Origin of the sequence: Kitasatospora sp. NPDC093550 (genome assembly GCF_044764985.1) — a bacterium.
Taxonomy (GTDB): Bacteria; Actinomycetota; Actinomycetes; order Streptomycetales; family Streptomycetaceae; genus Kitasatospora.
In genome coordinates, this window is sequence record NZ_JBIWJF010000043.1 from 1 (window position 1) to 15,878 (window position 15,878).

A 15,878-nucleotide genomic window follows, 5' to 3' on the forward strand; every position below is an offset into this window, starting at 1 on the left:
CCCCCGCGGAGCGGGTCCCTACGGGCCTTCGGCCCTCCGTTCGCCACCGCCCTTCGGGCGGTGGGCGGACCCGCTCCGCGTGTCCGCACCCGGGCTTCGCCCGGGTGGGCCCGGCGCTTCGCGCTCGGGCCGGCGCCACTCCGCTTCGCTCCGTGGTGCCGGTGGGCTGAGGTCTGATCACTTCACTGAGCAGGCAAGTTGGCTGGCCTTTAAGGCGGGCTGACTAGGGGGAGGGGTCGCGCCGGGGTGTGTGCGGGTCGGCTTCACTCCCCTCAGATTGGTCTAGTCCAAAGTCTGGACCACGATTCGTGTCCCTCGGCGGGTCGGGGTGCGCTACCCTGGAAAGGTGAGCAACGGTCCTTGGTGTATCAGTCTTCATCCGTCAGGAGAACCCGCCGTGACTGGGGTGCTCGCCCCTGCATTTCGAGTATTCGCGGGAAATCGTGACCGGTACTGACGTCCTGCCGGATAGCCGCTTCAATCGGGCTCGTGTTCCGGCCGTTGGATTTCTGTCCCGGTTCGTCGAATGTATCAGTAAGGCACTGTCAGCATTTCCCGCGTGGTCCCGGGTGCGGGCTCGGGAATGGGTAAGGGGAGACACGTCTTCGTGGACGTCGTGAAGCCGGGCCTGATGGCCGCTCAGTCCGCCTCCGGCATCTCGCTGCGCGGGCACCAGGAGGAGGCCCTGGAGGCGATCGTGCGGGGCCTGACGCCCCGTCCGGGACACCCGGTGCCGTCCAGCGGCCTGCGGGTGACCGTGCAGATGGCCACCGGCTCCGGCAAGTCGTACGTCGGGGCTGCGGCCGGACAGAAGCTCGCGCCGAGGGGCGTGGTGCTGGTCGTGGTGCCGACGCTGGATCTCCTGGTCCAGATGATCGGTTCGTGGCGGGCCACGGGCCGATCCGGGGACATGCACGCGGTGTGCTCCCTGGTCGACTCCGAGCTGCCCCGCGGCGTGACGGCGAGCACCAGCCCGCTGATGATCGCCATGTGGCTGGCCCACGCCGCGAAGCACCACCGGCCGACCACCCTGTTCGCCACCTACACCTCGGTCGGCGCGGTCGCCGACGCCTACGGGTACTGGGCGACACGCGAGGGCGAGCCGCTGCCCCCGCTCGCACTGATGGTCTGCGACGAGGCGCACCGCTCGTCGGGCAGTGTCGAGAAGGCCTGGACGGTGGTGCACCACCAGGGCGAGATCCCGGCGGAGCGCCGGCTCTACATGACCGCGACCCCTCGGATCTGGGTGCCGCCCAGCAAGGCCATGAAGCGGCGCGAGAACGCCCATCAGCCGCTGCCGGAGGAGCTGGCGGTATCCATGGACGACCAGCGGGTCTACGGCCCTCACGTGTACTCCCTGGGCCTGGCGGAGGCCATCGACCGGAAGTTGCTGGCGCCGTTCGAGATCGTGGTCCTGGAACTGCGCGACCCCCTCGGCGACCGCCAGGGCGCCGAGCGGCAGGGCGTGCCCTGGGGGCCGGGCGTCGGCGAGGCCGAGGACGGCAGCGAGGACGAGGTGCCGGCCGAGCGGATCGCCGCCATTCAGGCCGGGCTGCTGAAGACCGCGGCCGAGCGCGGCCTTCAGCGGTGCATCACGTTCCACAACCGCACGATCGAGGCCCGCTACTTCTCCGAGACGCTGAACCAAACTGCCGAGAAACTGCACCTCCAGAACCCGCAGAAATACCCGCCCGAGGTCTGGGCGCAGTGGCTCTCCGGCGAGCACGATGTCGACTACCGCAAGGAACTCATCGGCGACTTCGGGAAGGGCGAGGAGGACGACGGTCTCAGGCTCCGGATCTTCAGCAACTGCCGGGTGCTGGGCGAGGGAGTCGACATGCCGAATGCGGATTCGGTTCTCCTCCAGGGTCGGGGCAGCATGGTGGATATCGTCCAGGCCATCGGCCGGGCCCTGCGCATGCAGCCCGGAGAAGGAAAGACCGCCAGCCTGATCGTGCCGGTCTTCCTCAAGCCCGGCGAGGAACCGGGTGACATCCTGGAGTCCGACTCCTACGGCCCGCTGGTCAAGGTCCTGACCGCGCTGCGCAGCCACGACGCCAAGGTGGTCGAGGCCCTCGCGGTGCCGCAGAAGTCCGGCAAGCGCACCAAGGGGCGCGGCGCTGAGGCGGTGCCCGGGCCTGGTGGGAGCTGGTCCGGTGAGGTCGGTGCGGGTGGTGCGGGGGCGTTCACGCTACCGGTGCGGTTCCAGACGCCGGTCGACGAGAACGTGCTCGCGCTGTTCATCGCCTCCCGCGTGCTGACCGGTGAGAACCAGTTCTGGCGGGAAGGGATCAACCACGCCCGCCGGTGGCACGAGAAGACCGGCGGACTCGACGTCCCGTATTCCGCGATGGCCGGTGAAGAGGGTAATTTCCCGCTCGGGAAATGGCTATCCGACCGGCGTAATGAACATGCCGCTGGTGAATTGGCGCGACACCGGGTGGAGATGCTGGACCAGCTCGGGATGATCTGGTCCGTCTCCGACGCCCGCTTCGAGGCCGGCCTCGACTGGGCCCGGGTCTGGGCCAAGGGCCACGGCGGCTCTTTGGCGGCGCCGGCGCGGGCCTCGGTCGGCGGGTACGCGATCGGCACGTGGCTGGCGGAGCTGCGGGCCGCCGCCCAGGTGCCGGCCGGGGAGCCGGGGGCGCTCGCCCCGGAGCGGCGGCGGGCGTTGGAGGAGATCGACCCGTGGTGGTGCCCGGTCTGGCCGATCACCTGGCAGCGCGCGTACAGCGTGGCGCGGCAGTGGTGGCTGGAGGCCGACGGCCAGGTCGACTGGCCAACGCTGCCGACGGACACGGTGTTCGAGGGCGAGCAACTCGGACGCTGGGTCAAGGCGCAGCGAGCCGGCTGGCCGGAGCTCGAGGCGGATCAGCGGGACCTGCTCGCGGCGATCGGCATCGCCGAGGACCCTGAGCTGGTGGCCGCCAAAGCCGCCGCCGAGGCCAAGCCGAAGGTGTCCCGCGCGGACCGCTTCCAGCAGGGCCTGGCCGCGCTCGCCCAGTTCGTGCAGCGGGAAGGCCACGCCCGCGTTCCACGCCCGTACAAGACGAGTGAGGGGCTGGCGCTCGGCGCGTGGCTCAACAACACCAAAGCCCGCCGGGACAAACTGTCGGCCGAGCAGCGCGGGCAGCTCGCCGAGCACGGCGTGCAGTGGGCGTAGCGCGGGGCTTGGCCGGAACCTTCAACGTGAACGGCTGCCTCCCAGGGATGTCAGGCCGGCAGCCTGGATGGCACGTGGTGGGCTGCTGGGGCTGGGGCCTCTGGCTAGGCCATCGCGAGGAAGAGGTGTCGGCGGACAGAGGTGGCGGCTTGCCTGCCTGGTCCGGGCTGGGGTTTCGCGTTCGTGTGGTGGATGGTCGGCCGTCTTCGGTGCGGCTCCCGGTCCCCCTGGAGGCGTCAGGGGTGGGACAACCGTTTTGGGCCCCTGTTCCGGCACCGCCGTGTGGTGCCGGAACAGGGGTTTCTGACCCGGGTCAGCGTTCCTGGCCTGGTTCCTGGCCGGGGGACCGGTACTCCGGCGAGGACGTCGTCGGGATCGGGCGCAGGCCGCCGCGTACGGCGCGTTCGGTGGCTTCCTCGCGCCGTTCCTGCGGGGTCATCGCCTCACGGGTGGCCTGTTCGGCGCGCAGAGAGGCGATACGAGGCCGCAAACGGGCGCTGGTTGTCCGGAAGCCCTCGGAGGCCGCTTCGGCCTGCCGGATACGCCGGTCGTTGGCCTGGATGGCCTGCGCCAGGACGGTCTCCCGGGTCCCACCCAGTCTCTCCCAGCGGGCCAGAGCCCGCTCACGGGCGGCCGGGTCTCCGGCGAGCGCCTCGTACCGGGCCTGGCGGGTAGCGGTATCGGTGAGTTGCCGGCGTGTCCTTTCCAGTTCCCCGCCGATGTCGCGGAGGCGTTGTTCGGCGTGTTCGCGGTCCGTTCCGCGCAGGGCGGGGCGTCCGAGGCGCCCGGTGGCTGCCAGGGCTTCTTCGAGGCCCTGGCGCTCGGTTACCGCCGCTGCGTGGCTGGTTTCCAGGGCGCGTACCTCGGTGGCGGCCATGTCCAGGGCAGCGATTGCCCGGACCTGGTCGTGCAGAGCGTCGACCCGCTGTTCGACGAGCCCGCCTGGGCGGGCTGCGGCACGCAGAGCCTCGACGGTCTTGTCCCCGTTCTGAGCCTCCTGCTGAGCGGTCCTGGCGGCCAGCAGAGTCTGCTGCAGGGCCTGACGGAGCTCGGTGTCGTTGAGCCTGCCGTGAGGCCGTTGACGCCACGACAGGGCGGCTGCTGCCGGTGACACAGCCGGGGTGGTCTCCGGAGCGGACGGCTCCTGCGGGATACGCGGAACAGCTCCGGCTGAGGCCTCGGACAGGCGCTCCGACGCGTTCTCCTGCGTGTTGCCGGGCTCTGTACGACGGGCAGTCCGCCAGGCCTCCACAGCTGTTGCTGCCGCGTCGTAATCCGCGCGCTGCACAGCCTCGGTAGGCCGCGGACCGAGCAGATCTGTCTCCTGGTCGACATGCCACATCCTGCGATAGGTACCCACCGCAGCAGCAGCCGTGTCCCAGCCAGTACCAGCAACAACCAGAAAACGACCCAGCCGTGCGCGGTGAAGACGCGGCCCTGCTCGTCCGTGCCGTAGCCGGCGGCGCCGACCAGGCGCTGGGAGATCGAACTGGCTGGCCCCGTCAACGGACCGCCTCCCACACGCCTCCGCGGCAGCAGCCCTGGAAGCCCTGCCCGGCTACCCTCCCGGGCGATCTGAGCGTAAGGCGGCAGCAGGTACGGGGCCTGGGCTCAGACGCCGGCAGCGGTCAGTCTGGTCAGCCGGCGCCCCCTCCAGCGTGCCGAACTCAACGACGCGGCCCAGGCCTCGGATCTGCGGCCCCGGTCCTTCCGGACTTGGGAAGTGAACTCCTGGATCACCACAGCCAGGCGGCGGATCCGCTCCGGGTCCTCGGGCTGCGGCTCCCGATCGGCCCAGCGGCGGGCGAGAGCAGCGAACTCCTCCAGGTAGGCGGCGCCTTCGAGGGGCCTCTGACAGTGACGATCTCAGTCGGTCCTACTCCTGGTCAGGGACCGCCTTGATAGTGCGGCGACGACGGGCATCGACGTTGCCGACCTTCCGGGGACCTTCGGCTCGGGCATCGAGGGTAATCTCCGGAGCCTCCAGCGCTTCGCCGACCAGGCGGCGGATCTCAGGGTTGGAGGCGAAGAAGAAGCGGGGGTTGACCCGGTAGCTACCTGGGTCCGGGTGCTCGACCAGCTGAAGCGCTTCCAGCCGGGCCAGGGCCTCGTAGGCGGTGGAGGTCGAGGTCCCGCAGTCGTGGGCGATCTCCTCGACGTCTGCGGTGATCGGAGCGAACACGGCACCGTGGCTGGTGAGCCATTCCAGGACGCTGCGCTGGCTGGCGCTCAGGTTGAGCGTGTAGACGGGCGGCATGCCGAGGCTGTCCGGGTCGAAGCCGTGGTGGCTGTGGGTGGCGGCGCTCATCGGGTGCCTCCGTTCTTCGCGCTCGTAGCAGTGCGGCGTGGTCCGGGCGTCTTGGCGGCGGCCTTCTCGGCAGCCTTCTTCGCGGCGGCGATCGCCTTGGCATCGGGCGTGATCGGCGGCGGGTCCAGCCGCCGGCACGCCTGCACCTGAGCGTCACCTGACCCTTCCCAGAAGCGGCGCGGGTTCAGCTGGTAGGTCTGGCTCCGGGGGCTCGTCTTGAGCAGCACGTTGAGCTTCACCAGGCGGGCGAGCGCCGTCTTCGCAGTCGTCTCCGTCGCCAGGATCGCCTCCGCTACCGCTGCGGCGGTCACCTTCACCGCCGCGCCAGCCCCGCCGTTCGAGCGTACCCAGTCGATCGTCGCCCACTCCGCCCCCGACAACGCCAGGGAATACAGCGGCGCATCGTCCGTGTAAGCGTTGAGGGTGTAGGACCCCCCGTCCATGGTGTGCGGAGTCCGGGCCTTCGGCGCCGGCAGCACCGCACCCGTGTCCAGGTTCACCAGGGCGATGTTGCCCCTGCGAGCCATGCTGCTCCTCACCATGCCGTCGCGGTCCAGGAACCAGTTCAACGACCGGTCCGCCATCAGGTTCCTAAGGGCTGATTTTTCAGACGTTAGCTCCGGAAAACCAGACCTTAGAGGCATGAATCTACTGGACATGATCTGAAAAACGCAGGCACACGGCAACGTGTCGAGCAGCGGCTCTCTCTCAGGCCCCTGCCGTAACGTCCGGTTTTCTGGCGGCAACGTCTGGAAAACCAGCCGTTAGCAACGGTAAAACTGCAGGTCAGGGCCTATGTCCTTTCTTAGGTAGTAAAGGCAGGCGGTCCTGCGGGCCTTCACCCGGGGTCGGTGACCGGGGTGCGCATCTAACCGAGGCCCTTCCCCCTCGATCCTCCCTACGAGCCGGGTCCTGGTCCGGCTGCAACAGGGGCCGGGGCCCAGGGAACCCTCCGTTGTGCTTCCGGACCCCCGGTCGATTCGCATTCCGGGAACATCGTCCTCGTGTCTGGTCGCGCGCCTGGTCAACAAAGTCGTCAGGTGGGTGGTGACGTCAGCAACCGCTCAGGCGGCTGGCAAATCCGGTACCGGCGCGGGGCGGATCGGGAGGTAGCTCCGCCCGGTACAGGCACACCGACTCCTCTATGGCAACTGGACAGGCCGGACCGTCCACGGTCCGGCCGGTGCGGCGACGGGCCGACGGCGGGGCCGGCCACGGCCCTGACGGCGGATCCGGCGGCGCAGTCCAGGCGGCAGCGAAGGATGGTCCAGCGCATCCGGGCGCTGGCCAGGGTGCGGTAGCGGAGCGCGCCGCGGCCCGCCATCCGGCTCCTGTCGACCGCAACGTGGCGTGGTTGCCGCCCGGGCCCGGCTGCGGTGGCAAGGCACGTAGATCACCGACGACGCGGGGAGATCGAGGGGTCAGCCCAGAAGTCGGCTGTAGGCCCTTTCAGTGGAGCCAGACCGACAGGTGCAGTGTCGCTCCTGACGGGCCCGGGCCGGCCCTCGCACATGCAAGGTTGAACTTCTGACACTGATGGTGGTCGCCACCGCCCGCATCACCGACTGCCACCGCGACACCGGCTGCTGCCGCCCCTGGGGCCCGCCCGGCCCACTCCGGGCGGGTGCTCTCTACCCGGCACCACCCCGATCTCCGCTGGTGGGGCGCTGGGGCGCCTGCCCGCGGGTGCTGTCGCGCTCTGCCTGCCCCAAGACCGTGGTCCTTTGCCGGTCTCGACAGCACGCGCAACGTTCTTCGCAGCAGTGCGAAGAACGTTGCGCGCGAGTGCGAAACACGTGTCGCGGCGTGCTCGGGCCCGCAGTGAGCCGGAATCAGGGGGCCAGGCCGGATGATCAGATGGACACACCTCGGGAGATGTCGCGTGGCGTCGACCTAATCGGTGGCTCCGCCCAACGTGGGAACCGACCGCTTTTCTTAATGACAACTGGACAGGCCGAGCCGGTCGCGGTCCGGCCGGTGCGGCGACGGGCCGACGGCGCAGTCCAGGCGGCAGCGAAGGATGGTCCGGCGTATCCAGGCGCTGGCCAGGGTGCGGTAGCGGAGCGCTGCATGACCAACCATCCACACGCCAGCACGCCGCTGTGAGCGGGCGGATGCACGGGCGAGCATACGAACGGTTGCGTCGCGGGCTTCGCCCTGGTTCTCGTGTAAACGGCGTTTACACGAGAGCGCACGACGAAGACCGAGGACATGCGGCCACGTGATGTGCCTAAATCGCGCTGGCGCCACTATGGTGACGCCATGACGTCTCACAATCCTGGAGGCGGTCGGGAAAAGGTGGCGTCGAAGCTGCCGGTGGCCCTCCGCCAGGAACTCAAGACCCGGGCAGCACAGCTCGGAATCGACATGCAGGACGCTGTCGCCCAAGCCGTCGAGCAGTGGCGTGTCCGGCCGGCCGTGGACAACCCGACCGTCGACACGGCCGGGGCGGACAGCTGGAACACGTGGCTGCCCACTGGGCTGTACGACGGGTTCAAGGACGACTGCGCCGATCGTGGGATCTCCTTCGTGCAAGGCCTGGCCCAGGCCATTCGCGTCTGGATCGACTCGCACAACGTCCCCCTCACCGAGCTGGCGATCCCTCGGTACACGCGGCGGATCGTCGTCTGCAACCAGAAGGGCGGCGTCGGCAAGACCACCCTCACCGCCGGAACGGGCCAGGCCATAGCGCTCGGTCTGCCCGCCAGCACGGGCGCGTCGAAGCTGCCCGCGCTTCCGGGACTGCGTACCTTGCTCGTCGACTACGACCCGCAGGGCCACCTGACCTCGCAGCTCGGTTTCAAGCAGATCCCGCCGGGCGAGGAGAGCCTGGTGACGCACATGGTCGACCGGGACCGCGTGGCCGGCTCCCTGCTGGACCAGGTGGTGGAGATCGAGCCGGACCACTTCGAAGGACGTCTCAGCCTGCTGCCCTCGAGTTTCGACGCGTTTCTGCTCGACTCCCGTCTCGGGTCCGTCCGCGGCCCCCGCGAGACCAGCCTCCAGCGTGCCCTCGCCCCGCTTGAAGAGCATTTCGACGTCATCGTGATCGACGCCCCGCCGAACCTGGGCCTCGCGATGGACGCCGGCCTCTACTACGGACACCGTCGCAAGAACGAGGCCGCCGGCACGTCCGGCGTCCTCATCCCGGTGGAGGCAGAGGACTCCTCTGCCGACGCCTACGCCATGCTCGACAGCCAGATCCGCACCGTCAGCCTGGACTACGAGGTCGACATCGACCGGCTCGGCCTCGTCGTCAACAAGTTCGACAAGCGCAAGGGCTACGTCGCCACGCACTCACTCGGCAACTGGCAGTCCCTGGGCACGCCGCCCGTCCTCTCCGTCGTTCCCGATCTCAAGGAGCAGCGCGAGGCCGTGCACCTCAAGCAGCCTCTGCTCATGTACGCACCCACATCCATCCAGGCGCAGCGCATGCGCGAGATCCGTCGGAGGCTGGCGTGAGCATCGCCAAGAAGCTGCAGGGTGGCGGCGGTTCCTTCGGGGCGATCGCTCAGGGCGTGTCGCGGGGAGACGAGGTACGGGCGCGCAGCGAGGCCCTGGACGCCACTGGCCGGGTACGGCGTGCGTCATCGGCGCCTGTGTCCTCGATCGTCTTCAATCCGCTCAACCCGCGGAAGACCGTCGACAGCGAGTCGATCGATGAGCTCGCGGAGAGCCTGACGCGTCGGCAGGTCGTCCCCGTCACCGTGGTGAGCCGTGGGGCGTTCCTCGACGCGCACCCCGATCAGGCGGAAGCGATCGGGGGAGCGGACTTCGTCGCGCTCGACGGTAATCGCCGTCTGAGGGCCGCTCAGCGGGCCGGGCTCGAAACCTTGCGTGTGGACCTCAACGATGACCTGGTCTCGCGTGCCTCGGACATGGTCGAGGCAGCTCTGATCGCCAACGCGCACCGCGAGGACGTGTCGCCGTTCGAGGAGGCCCAGGCGATCGAGCAGCTGCTGGACACGGTCTACGCGGGCAATCAGGCCGCCGTCGCGCGGGCGCTGGGCAAGTCCCGTGCCTGGGTGGGACAGCGGCTGGCCCTGCTTCATCTCTCCCCCGAGCTTCAGGAGCAGACGGGGGCCGGAGAGCTGGCCGTCGAGGATGCGCGCAGGATCGGTGCCGAAGCGCGGTCGGGGAAGATCACCCCGGCGCAGCAGCTCGAACGGGCCGAGGCCGCGAAGCAGAGGGCTGCGGACAGGCAGGCCGCGAAGGGGGCGCGGGCGGCCGAGCGCGCGGAGCGCGCGGAGCGTCCGTCGGGGGAAAAGCCGGCCGATCGTGCCTCGGCACCGGCTGCCGGGACCGCTGGCGCCGGTGGTGGTGTAAACGCCGTTTACACGGCGGCCGGGGTTCAGCTGTCGGCCGGTGCTTCGCAGGAACAGCCTCTGGGTGTAAACGGCGTTTACACCACCGGTCTGCCGGACCAGCGGGTCGTCGGCTCCGATGAGCGCGACCGAGTCACGTCTTCGACAGCGGAACTCTCGGCGGATCCGGTGCGCCAGCCCCAGAAGGTCGACGGGGCAACGGTTTCGCCGGGCGGGGCCGGGGTGCCTGACTGGCGTGATCTGGAGGGAGTGACGACCTGGCTCTGTCATTTCCTTCAGCCCGATGAGCTGAGGGTCGTCGTCACCAAGGTGCTGGACCGGCTGGAGGAGTACGCGCCGGAGCGGGTGCCCGGCAGCTGATCGGCACGACCTGCGACCCGACGGCCTGGGCACCGCGCCGGATGCTCAGGCCGTCGGGTCGCAGGTCGTGGATCCATTGCCCGAGCACGGTTGCCTCGACTGGGTGGTGGGGGCCGTTCGCGGCCGCCGGGTGGCAGTCGGCGCCCGGAGCTACACCGCCTCCCTTGCGTGGAGGCCCAGTGTGAGGAGGACCGGGGCCTTGTAAACGGCGTTTACACCCCGGGTGTGCCGGGCCGGCCGGACACCGGCTTCAGACGGCGACCAGCTTGGGGCGTCCGGAGGCGCGCGGAGGCTGCTTGCGGTACAGGGGCGCGGCGATGTCCGGCAGCCGACCCTCCCGGACCTCTACCGCCGCGGCCCGCAACGAGGCCTCCATCTCGGCCTCGGAGCTGTACTTGGCGATGAACGGGTGCAGCCGGTAGCTGTGTCCCCGGCCCTCGCCGCTACGGATGACGAGGTGCCGGTCCACGAGGCACTTCATACCGCGGCTGACGGCCGACTCGAGCATCCCGAGACGTTGTGCCATCTCGACCTGGCTGTGGTTGACCTCGCCGCCGGGCAGCTGGAGGTCGGACATGATGCCCAGGACCGCGATCGCGGAAGGGGTCAGCTTGAGTCGGGGGATCATGCCGAGCACGCCGGAGGGGGTGATCTCCATAGTGGTCCTCCTCAGCTCTCTCGGGCGAAGTCGTCAGGCCCGATGGTATCGGGGAACTCGCTGGCGAGTTTTTCCGCTCGGACAAGCGCGAGGACGCCGTTCTGTTCGTCGCCGTTGCCGCGGAAGCACAGCCGGGGGTTCACGTCGTAGTGACCGCGCCTCTTGTGCCGGCGGATGTAGTTCAGCTCGCAGAGCCGGGCGATCGCGCTGTTCACGCTGCTGCGTGCCACCCCCAGTTCGGAGGCCATCTCGACCTGGGTCTGAACGATGGTGCCGCGGTTCTGGGAACCCATCATGTGGAGCAGGACCGCGACCTCCACAGGGCTGAGCCGGTGGGCCACGATGCACCGCGCGAGGACCTTGGCCAGGAACCAGTTGCTCGTCAGGGAGTAGCCCATCGAACCGGCCATGTCGTGTGACACCCGCCGTGGGCGGAACTTGACGGTCACTTCTTCGACTGCGGCCACGGTCGGCTGCGTCGCGATGTCGATGGCCAGTTGCTCGCCGAACCGGTCGAGCATGCTGATGAGTTCGGGCTCTCCCGCAGAACGGACCGTCCGGTACCCCGGTGTCGCCTTGGGAAGAGCGGTCCGTCGTTCTGCTCTCACGCGTACCTCCGTTCGGGTCGGTGAGCTGACACTACATTAACTTGCGGGTATCTCGAACTTTTTGTGCGGCGGATCGCAAGTCCTGTTCGCTGAACGCGTCACTTGGCGAGCCCTGGACCGGCGGATCCAGGAGCGTGAGTGTCGATTCGCCGGGTTGGCGGCTCGAACCTTCGGAAGACACATCCGGCGAGACTTGCGTTTTCCTCGAAGTCTCAGCCGTGCCGCTCTGGTGGGCGGCCCGATGGGAATCTTCTCGTCGACGACAAGCAAAGTTCGAGATAGGCGCAAGTTTCTGTCGTGAGTTGGCGACATAATCGGCAGAACTGTCCCAGGTTCACGACATTTTCGACTCATTCCGCGACAACGCCACTTCGCCTCCACGGCTAGAATCTTCGAGGAAAGCGCAAGTTTCGACCGCTAGTGTCCGGGCCTACGGGGCAGATCGATCCTTGAAGTGTCGGCTATACACAGACAGAAGCATTTGCAAACCAGCAGGTCAGAGGGGATATTCGGCCCGCGCCCTCTTACTAAAGAGGTGACCGTCCGCTCCTGTGGCCTTTGGTCACTACCGGGGTCTCTGTCTCGACGTCCTGCACCAGGAAGTGCCCTCAGCCCTGGCCGACCCATGCTCTGACATGACGTCACTGACCACGAGTAGTACCCGGTAGCCGAGGCACAGGACGGAAGCTCCCAAAGCTCAGCACTCGTGGTGCCTCGGCAGCAGATGATCCTGCTCCCCACGCCGTATTCCGTCGGTTGCACAGGGCTATGAGGAACTGTCTGGATCATGGCAACTGCCCAGGCCGGACCGTCCACGGTCCGGCCGGTGCGGCGACGGGCCGACGGCCGGGCCGGCCACGGCCCTGACGACGGGCCGACGGCGCAGGGCAGGCGGCAGCGAAGGATGGTCCAGCGCATCCGGGCGCTGGCCAGGGTGCGGTAGCGGAGCGCGCCGCGACCAACCACCCGGTCTGCTGTCGCCCGCAACGTCGTGGTAGTTGCCACCCGTACCCGGCCCACGGAAGCGATCGAGGTGAGGCGTTCCGCCTCTGCTTGCTCACGCGACGGTCAAGGGGACGACGTCGAAGAAGATCGGGCCGATGCTGAGGATATTGGCGGCGGTACCAGGGCCAGGCCCTGGTACCGCCCTGGCGGTCGATCGCGGAGGATGACCTGACCGGTGCCCTGATCAGGCGGTCGTGGCCCTAGTCGTTCGACCGGTTCGGACTGAAGAGACGGGCCTGCTGTACTCCCGCCTTTCGCAGTTCGTCCGCCACGACGCGTAGCGCGGTGCGGGCCATCTGCGGGTAGACCCCGCCTTTGCAGTCCAAGCGGACGCAGGGGACCTCGGTGTCGACCGCGGCGTAGCTGGGGCTGTAGGGAGGACGGTCATCGTCCCAGACGTCCTCGGCCTCTTCCGGTGAGAGTTCGCGTCCGTCCTCGAACACGCACATCAGTCGGGGCTCGGCAGCGGTGAGTGCGGCAACCGCGCTAGCGGGGTCCTCCGACTCGACGGCGATCGTGAAGTCTTGGTGGAAGGCGGATCCGGGACCGTTGCTCTCGATGCACAGCACGCCCGGATCGACGCTGATGCCCTCCGGATCGCTTTCCGAGGCAACGGCTCGGCACATCCAGAAAGCGGCTTCGGCGGTCGCTCCGCATGCCTCGACCACCCGCCACAGCATCTGCGAGCCCGAACCGCCAACCGCCTGCTCGAACAGGTGCCGGGCGTGTTCCCACTCCATGTCGGCCATGGCCTGGCACCCACGTCTGAACGCGACCTCGACGGACGGCGGGAACGATTCCGTAGTATCCACGGATCCATGGCTACCACCGCGTGCTGACACCGGGCCGTGGGCCAGGATGCCGGAGCCCGGCCCGAGGCCGGTGGTCGTCCCCACCTGCGTGGGGACGACACCTCTACGGCCCACTGCCCGGCCTCATGGGGGCACTCCCCGCGTAGGCGGGGCCGACACTGTTGCGTTGCAGCCAGCCCAGTGGTCGGTCGGACCATCCCCGCCTAGGCGGGGCCGACAGGACGGGAGAAGGCTGTGACGTTCGTAGAGGGGGGCGATCCCCGCGTACGCGGGGCCGACGACGACTCGTGGACTCGGCATGCCGTGGCCACTGGAAGATCCCGCACATCTGGGACGTCACTTCCCGACCTGCGATGATGCACCTCAGAGTACGTCAGATCAGTTCAAATTTTCGATTCCAGGACTTCCCGAACCGCAGGGCCGGGGCATGGACGGCATGGACCCGGGGCCGAGCGACGGATCCGATCTCGGGGATGCCACGATCAGGTGGGATCAGTCGACACGGCTAGTGGGGAGGGACGGCGGGTGCCCGGGTACGGCCTTGTCGAGGAACCGTGGCTGACGGTCCGGCCGGTCGGTGGCGGCTCCCCCACGACGGTGGGGATCGCCGAGGCCCTCGCCGGGGCCCACGAACTCGAGGGTCTGACCGTGGAGTTCCCCACCCAGCTGCCGGCCGTCCTGCGCCAGGTTCTGCTACCTGTCGTCGCCGACGCCACCGGCGTACCCCGGACACCGCGGGAGAAAGGCGCCCGACTCAGCCGAGGACGGTTCACGGAGGCCGAACTGGACAGCCTCCGGGCCTATCTCGGGACGCACCGCGCGGAGTTCGACCTCTTCGATCCCGTCGCACCGTTCGGGCAGGTCGCGGGACTGCGCACGGCCAAGGGCGAGACGAAGGGTTCCGCCACTCTCGTGGCGACCGCGGCGAGCGGCAACAACGTCCCGCTGTTCGCCAGCCGGTCGGACGCGGACCCGCTCGACCTGACGCCGGCCCAGGCCGCGCACTGGCTCGTGCACGCCCACTGCTGGGACACGGCGGCGATCAAGACCGGCGTCGTCGGCGATCCCCTCGTCAAAGCGGGCAAGACGACCGGAAACCCGACCGGCCCGCTCGGCCAGCTCGGCGTCGTCATCCCCACCGGGCGAACCCTGTACGAGACCCTCCTGCTGAACCTCCCGGTCACGCAGCCCGAGGCCCTCGGCGTGCCGCAGTGGAAGCGCGGGCCGCACGGCCCCGCATGGGAGCTCCGTGAGGCCGAGGGCCTCCTCGACCTGTGGACGTGGCAGGCACGGCGGATCCGCCTCGTCCCGCATCAGGACGAGGCCGGCCGCCTGCGGGTCGCCCGGGTGGTCATCGGCGCCGGAGACCGGCTCACGCGGACGCCCGCGCTGGAACCGCACACCACCTGGACCTACGCGGCACCCGCCCAGAAGTCCGCCTCGGCCCCGCACGAGCGAAGACCGCGCCGCCACACCCAGGGCAAGGCCGTCTGGCGCGGCCTGGACGCACTCCTCGCGTCCACCCGCCAGAGCACGGGCGGCTCCTTCGAGACCAGCACCCTCCTGGACGAGGCCGGCGCTCTCCAGGAGATCGGCAAGCTGCCCGCCGACTACCCGCTGCGGATCGAGACCTTCGGCGTGGTCTACGGCACCCAGTCCTCCGTCGTCGAGGACGTCGTCCACGACGCGATCCCGCTGCCCCTGCTCGCCCTCCACCGGGACAGCGAAGCCCACCAACTCCTCCTGGACGTGGCCGAACAGGCAGAACAGCTCGCCCAGGCCGTCAACAACCTCTCCGCCGATCTGCGCCGGGCCGCCGGCGCGGAACCCATCCCCTGGGACAAGGGCCAACGCCCCGGCGAAGTCCTCCTGCACACCCTCGACCCCCTGGTGCGCCGCCTGCTCGCCGGCGTCCGTGCGGCCGGCACCGACGACGACGTCCTGGAGCGCGGCAGGCTCGCCTGGGAGCACCTGGCGTACCGCCACGCCTGGGACACGGCGAACGGACTCCTGCTGGACGCGCCCGCCACCACCTTCGCGGGCCGCACCGTCATCCCTGCCGACAAGTCCGGCAGACCGCAGACCTACAAACTCGGCACCGCGGGGGCGGCCTTCCGGCGTCGGCTCGACGGCATCCTCCCCCGTCCCGCCATGGACCACCCCGGGGTGTGGCCGCTCTTCACCGTCGAGGCCGACGACGTCCTCGCGCGACACGACGGGGTCTCCGACGGACAGAAAGCCGACCCCTCGACGCAGGCCCTCCACGACCTCCACCAGCGGGGCCGGTCCGAGCCGATGCACCGACCCGGCGTGAGGCTCGGCGAAGCCCTGCTGGCCCTGCGCCGCAGCGGCGAGGTCAGCGTGGAAGCCCTCGACACCCGGGTCGCCCAGCTCGCCGGCGCGACCAGCGTGTCCGCGCTACTGGTCCACCTGCGTGGCCTGGTCACCCAGCTCCGCACCGCCGGTCAGCCCCTGGACCACGACCACCTGGCGGCCGACATCCAGGCCTGGCACCACACGGACCGGCGTCCCCAGGTCCGCCTCAGGTGGGCCCTCGACTACCAGGTGTGGAACGGCCGGACGCCCGCGGGCGACGACCTTCGGTGAGCGGCCGGAGCCCCGGCATCCCCCATCACCAC

At 69.3% G+C, this 15,878-nt stretch carries 10 protein-coding genes; 4 read left to right on the forward strand and 6 right to left on the reverse strand.

The window, feature by feature from the left end:
- Positions 1 to 607: 607 nt before the first annotated feature.
- The gene (locus ACIRD3_RS37455; protein WP_402225796.1) at positions 608 to 3,163 is read left to right on the forward strand and encodes a Helicase associated domain protein; all 2,556 of its coding nucleotides are present in this window, start codon (positions 608 to 610) and stop codon (positions 3,161 to 3,163) included.
- A gap of 313 nt (positions 3,164 to 3,476) precedes the next feature.
- Here the strand turns inward: ACIRD3_RS37455 and ACIRD3_RS37460 are convergent, their stop codons facing one another.
- From ACIRD3_RS37460 to ACIRD3_RS37470, 3 genes are all read right to left on the reverse strand, one after another.
- Positions 3,477 to 4,505, reverse strand: coding sequence for a hypothetical protein (locus ACIRD3_RS37460; RefSeq protein WP_402225799.1), 1,029 nt, complete (start codon positions 4,503 to 4,505; stop codon positions 3,477 to 3,479).
- A gap of 534 nt (positions 4,506 to 5,039) precedes the next feature.
- Positions 5,040 to 5,471 (reverse strand): MarR family transcriptional regulator, encoded by a 432-nt coding sequence (locus ACIRD3_RS37465; protein WP_402225801.1) that lies wholly within the window; start codon positions 5,469 to 5,471, stop codon positions 5,040 to 5,042.
- Positions 5,468 to 6,055 (reverse strand): MarR family transcriptional regulator, encoded by a 588-nt coding sequence (locus ACIRD3_RS37470; protein WP_402225803.1) that lies wholly within the window; start codon positions 6,053 to 6,055, stop codon positions 5,468 to 5,470. The genes ACIRD3_RS37465 and ACIRD3_RS37470 overlap by 4 nt, the downstream gene beginning before the upstream one ends.
- 1,678 nt (positions 6,056 to 7,733) lie before the next feature.
- Between ACIRD3_RS37470 and ACIRD3_RS37475 the strand changes: the two genes are divergently transcribed.
- Together ACIRD3_RS37475 and ACIRD3_RS37480 are read left to right on the forward strand one after the other, a co-directional pair.
- Positions 7,734 to 8,933, forward strand: a complete 1,200-nt coding sequence (locus ACIRD3_RS37475; protein ID WP_402225806.1) for a ParA family protein — start codon at positions 7,734 to 7,736, stop codon at positions 8,931 to 8,933.
- A complete protein-coding gene (locus ACIRD3_RS37480) occupies positions 8,930 to 10,156 on the forward strand; it encodes a ParB/RepB/Spo0J family partition protein (RefSeq protein ID WP_402225809.1) in 1,227 nt (408 codons plus the stop codon). Before ACIRD3_RS37475 ends, ACIRD3_RS37480 begins: the two co-directional genes overlap by 4 nt.
- A 250-nt stretch (positions 10,157 to 10,406) precedes the next feature.
- On the opposite strand, the gene ACIRD3_RS37485 is transcribed toward ACIRD3_RS37480, so the two are convergent.
- From ACIRD3_RS37485 to ACIRD3_RS37495, 3 genes are all read right to left on the reverse strand, one after another.
- A complete protein-coding gene (locus ACIRD3_RS37485) occupies positions 10,407 to 10,814 on the reverse strand; it encodes a hypothetical protein (RefSeq protein ID WP_380347683.1) in 408 nt (135 codons plus the stop codon).
- Between the two features lie 11 nt (positions 10,815 to 10,825).
- A complete protein-coding gene (locus ACIRD3_RS37490) occupies positions 10,826 to 11,335 on the reverse strand; it encodes a MarR family transcriptional regulator (protein ID WP_402225811.1) in 510 nt (169 codons plus the stop codon).
- Between the two features lie 1,292 nt (positions 11,336 to 12,627).
- Entirely contained in the window at positions 12,628 to 13,176 is a 549-nt protein-coding gene (locus ACIRD3_RS37495) for a hypothetical protein (protein WP_402225813.1), read from the reverse strand.
- Between the two features lie 588 nt (positions 13,177 to 13,764).
- Between ACIRD3_RS37495 and casA the strand changes: the two genes are divergently transcribed.
- Positions 13,765 to 15,846 (forward strand): type I-E CRISPR-associated protein Cse1/CasA, encoded by a 2,082-nt coding sequence (gene casA, locus ACIRD3_RS37500; RefSeq protein ID WP_402225814.1) that lies wholly within the window; start codon positions 13,765 to 13,767, stop codon positions 15,844 to 15,846.
- The last annotated feature ends 32 nt before the right edge of the window (positions 15,847 to 15,878 follow it).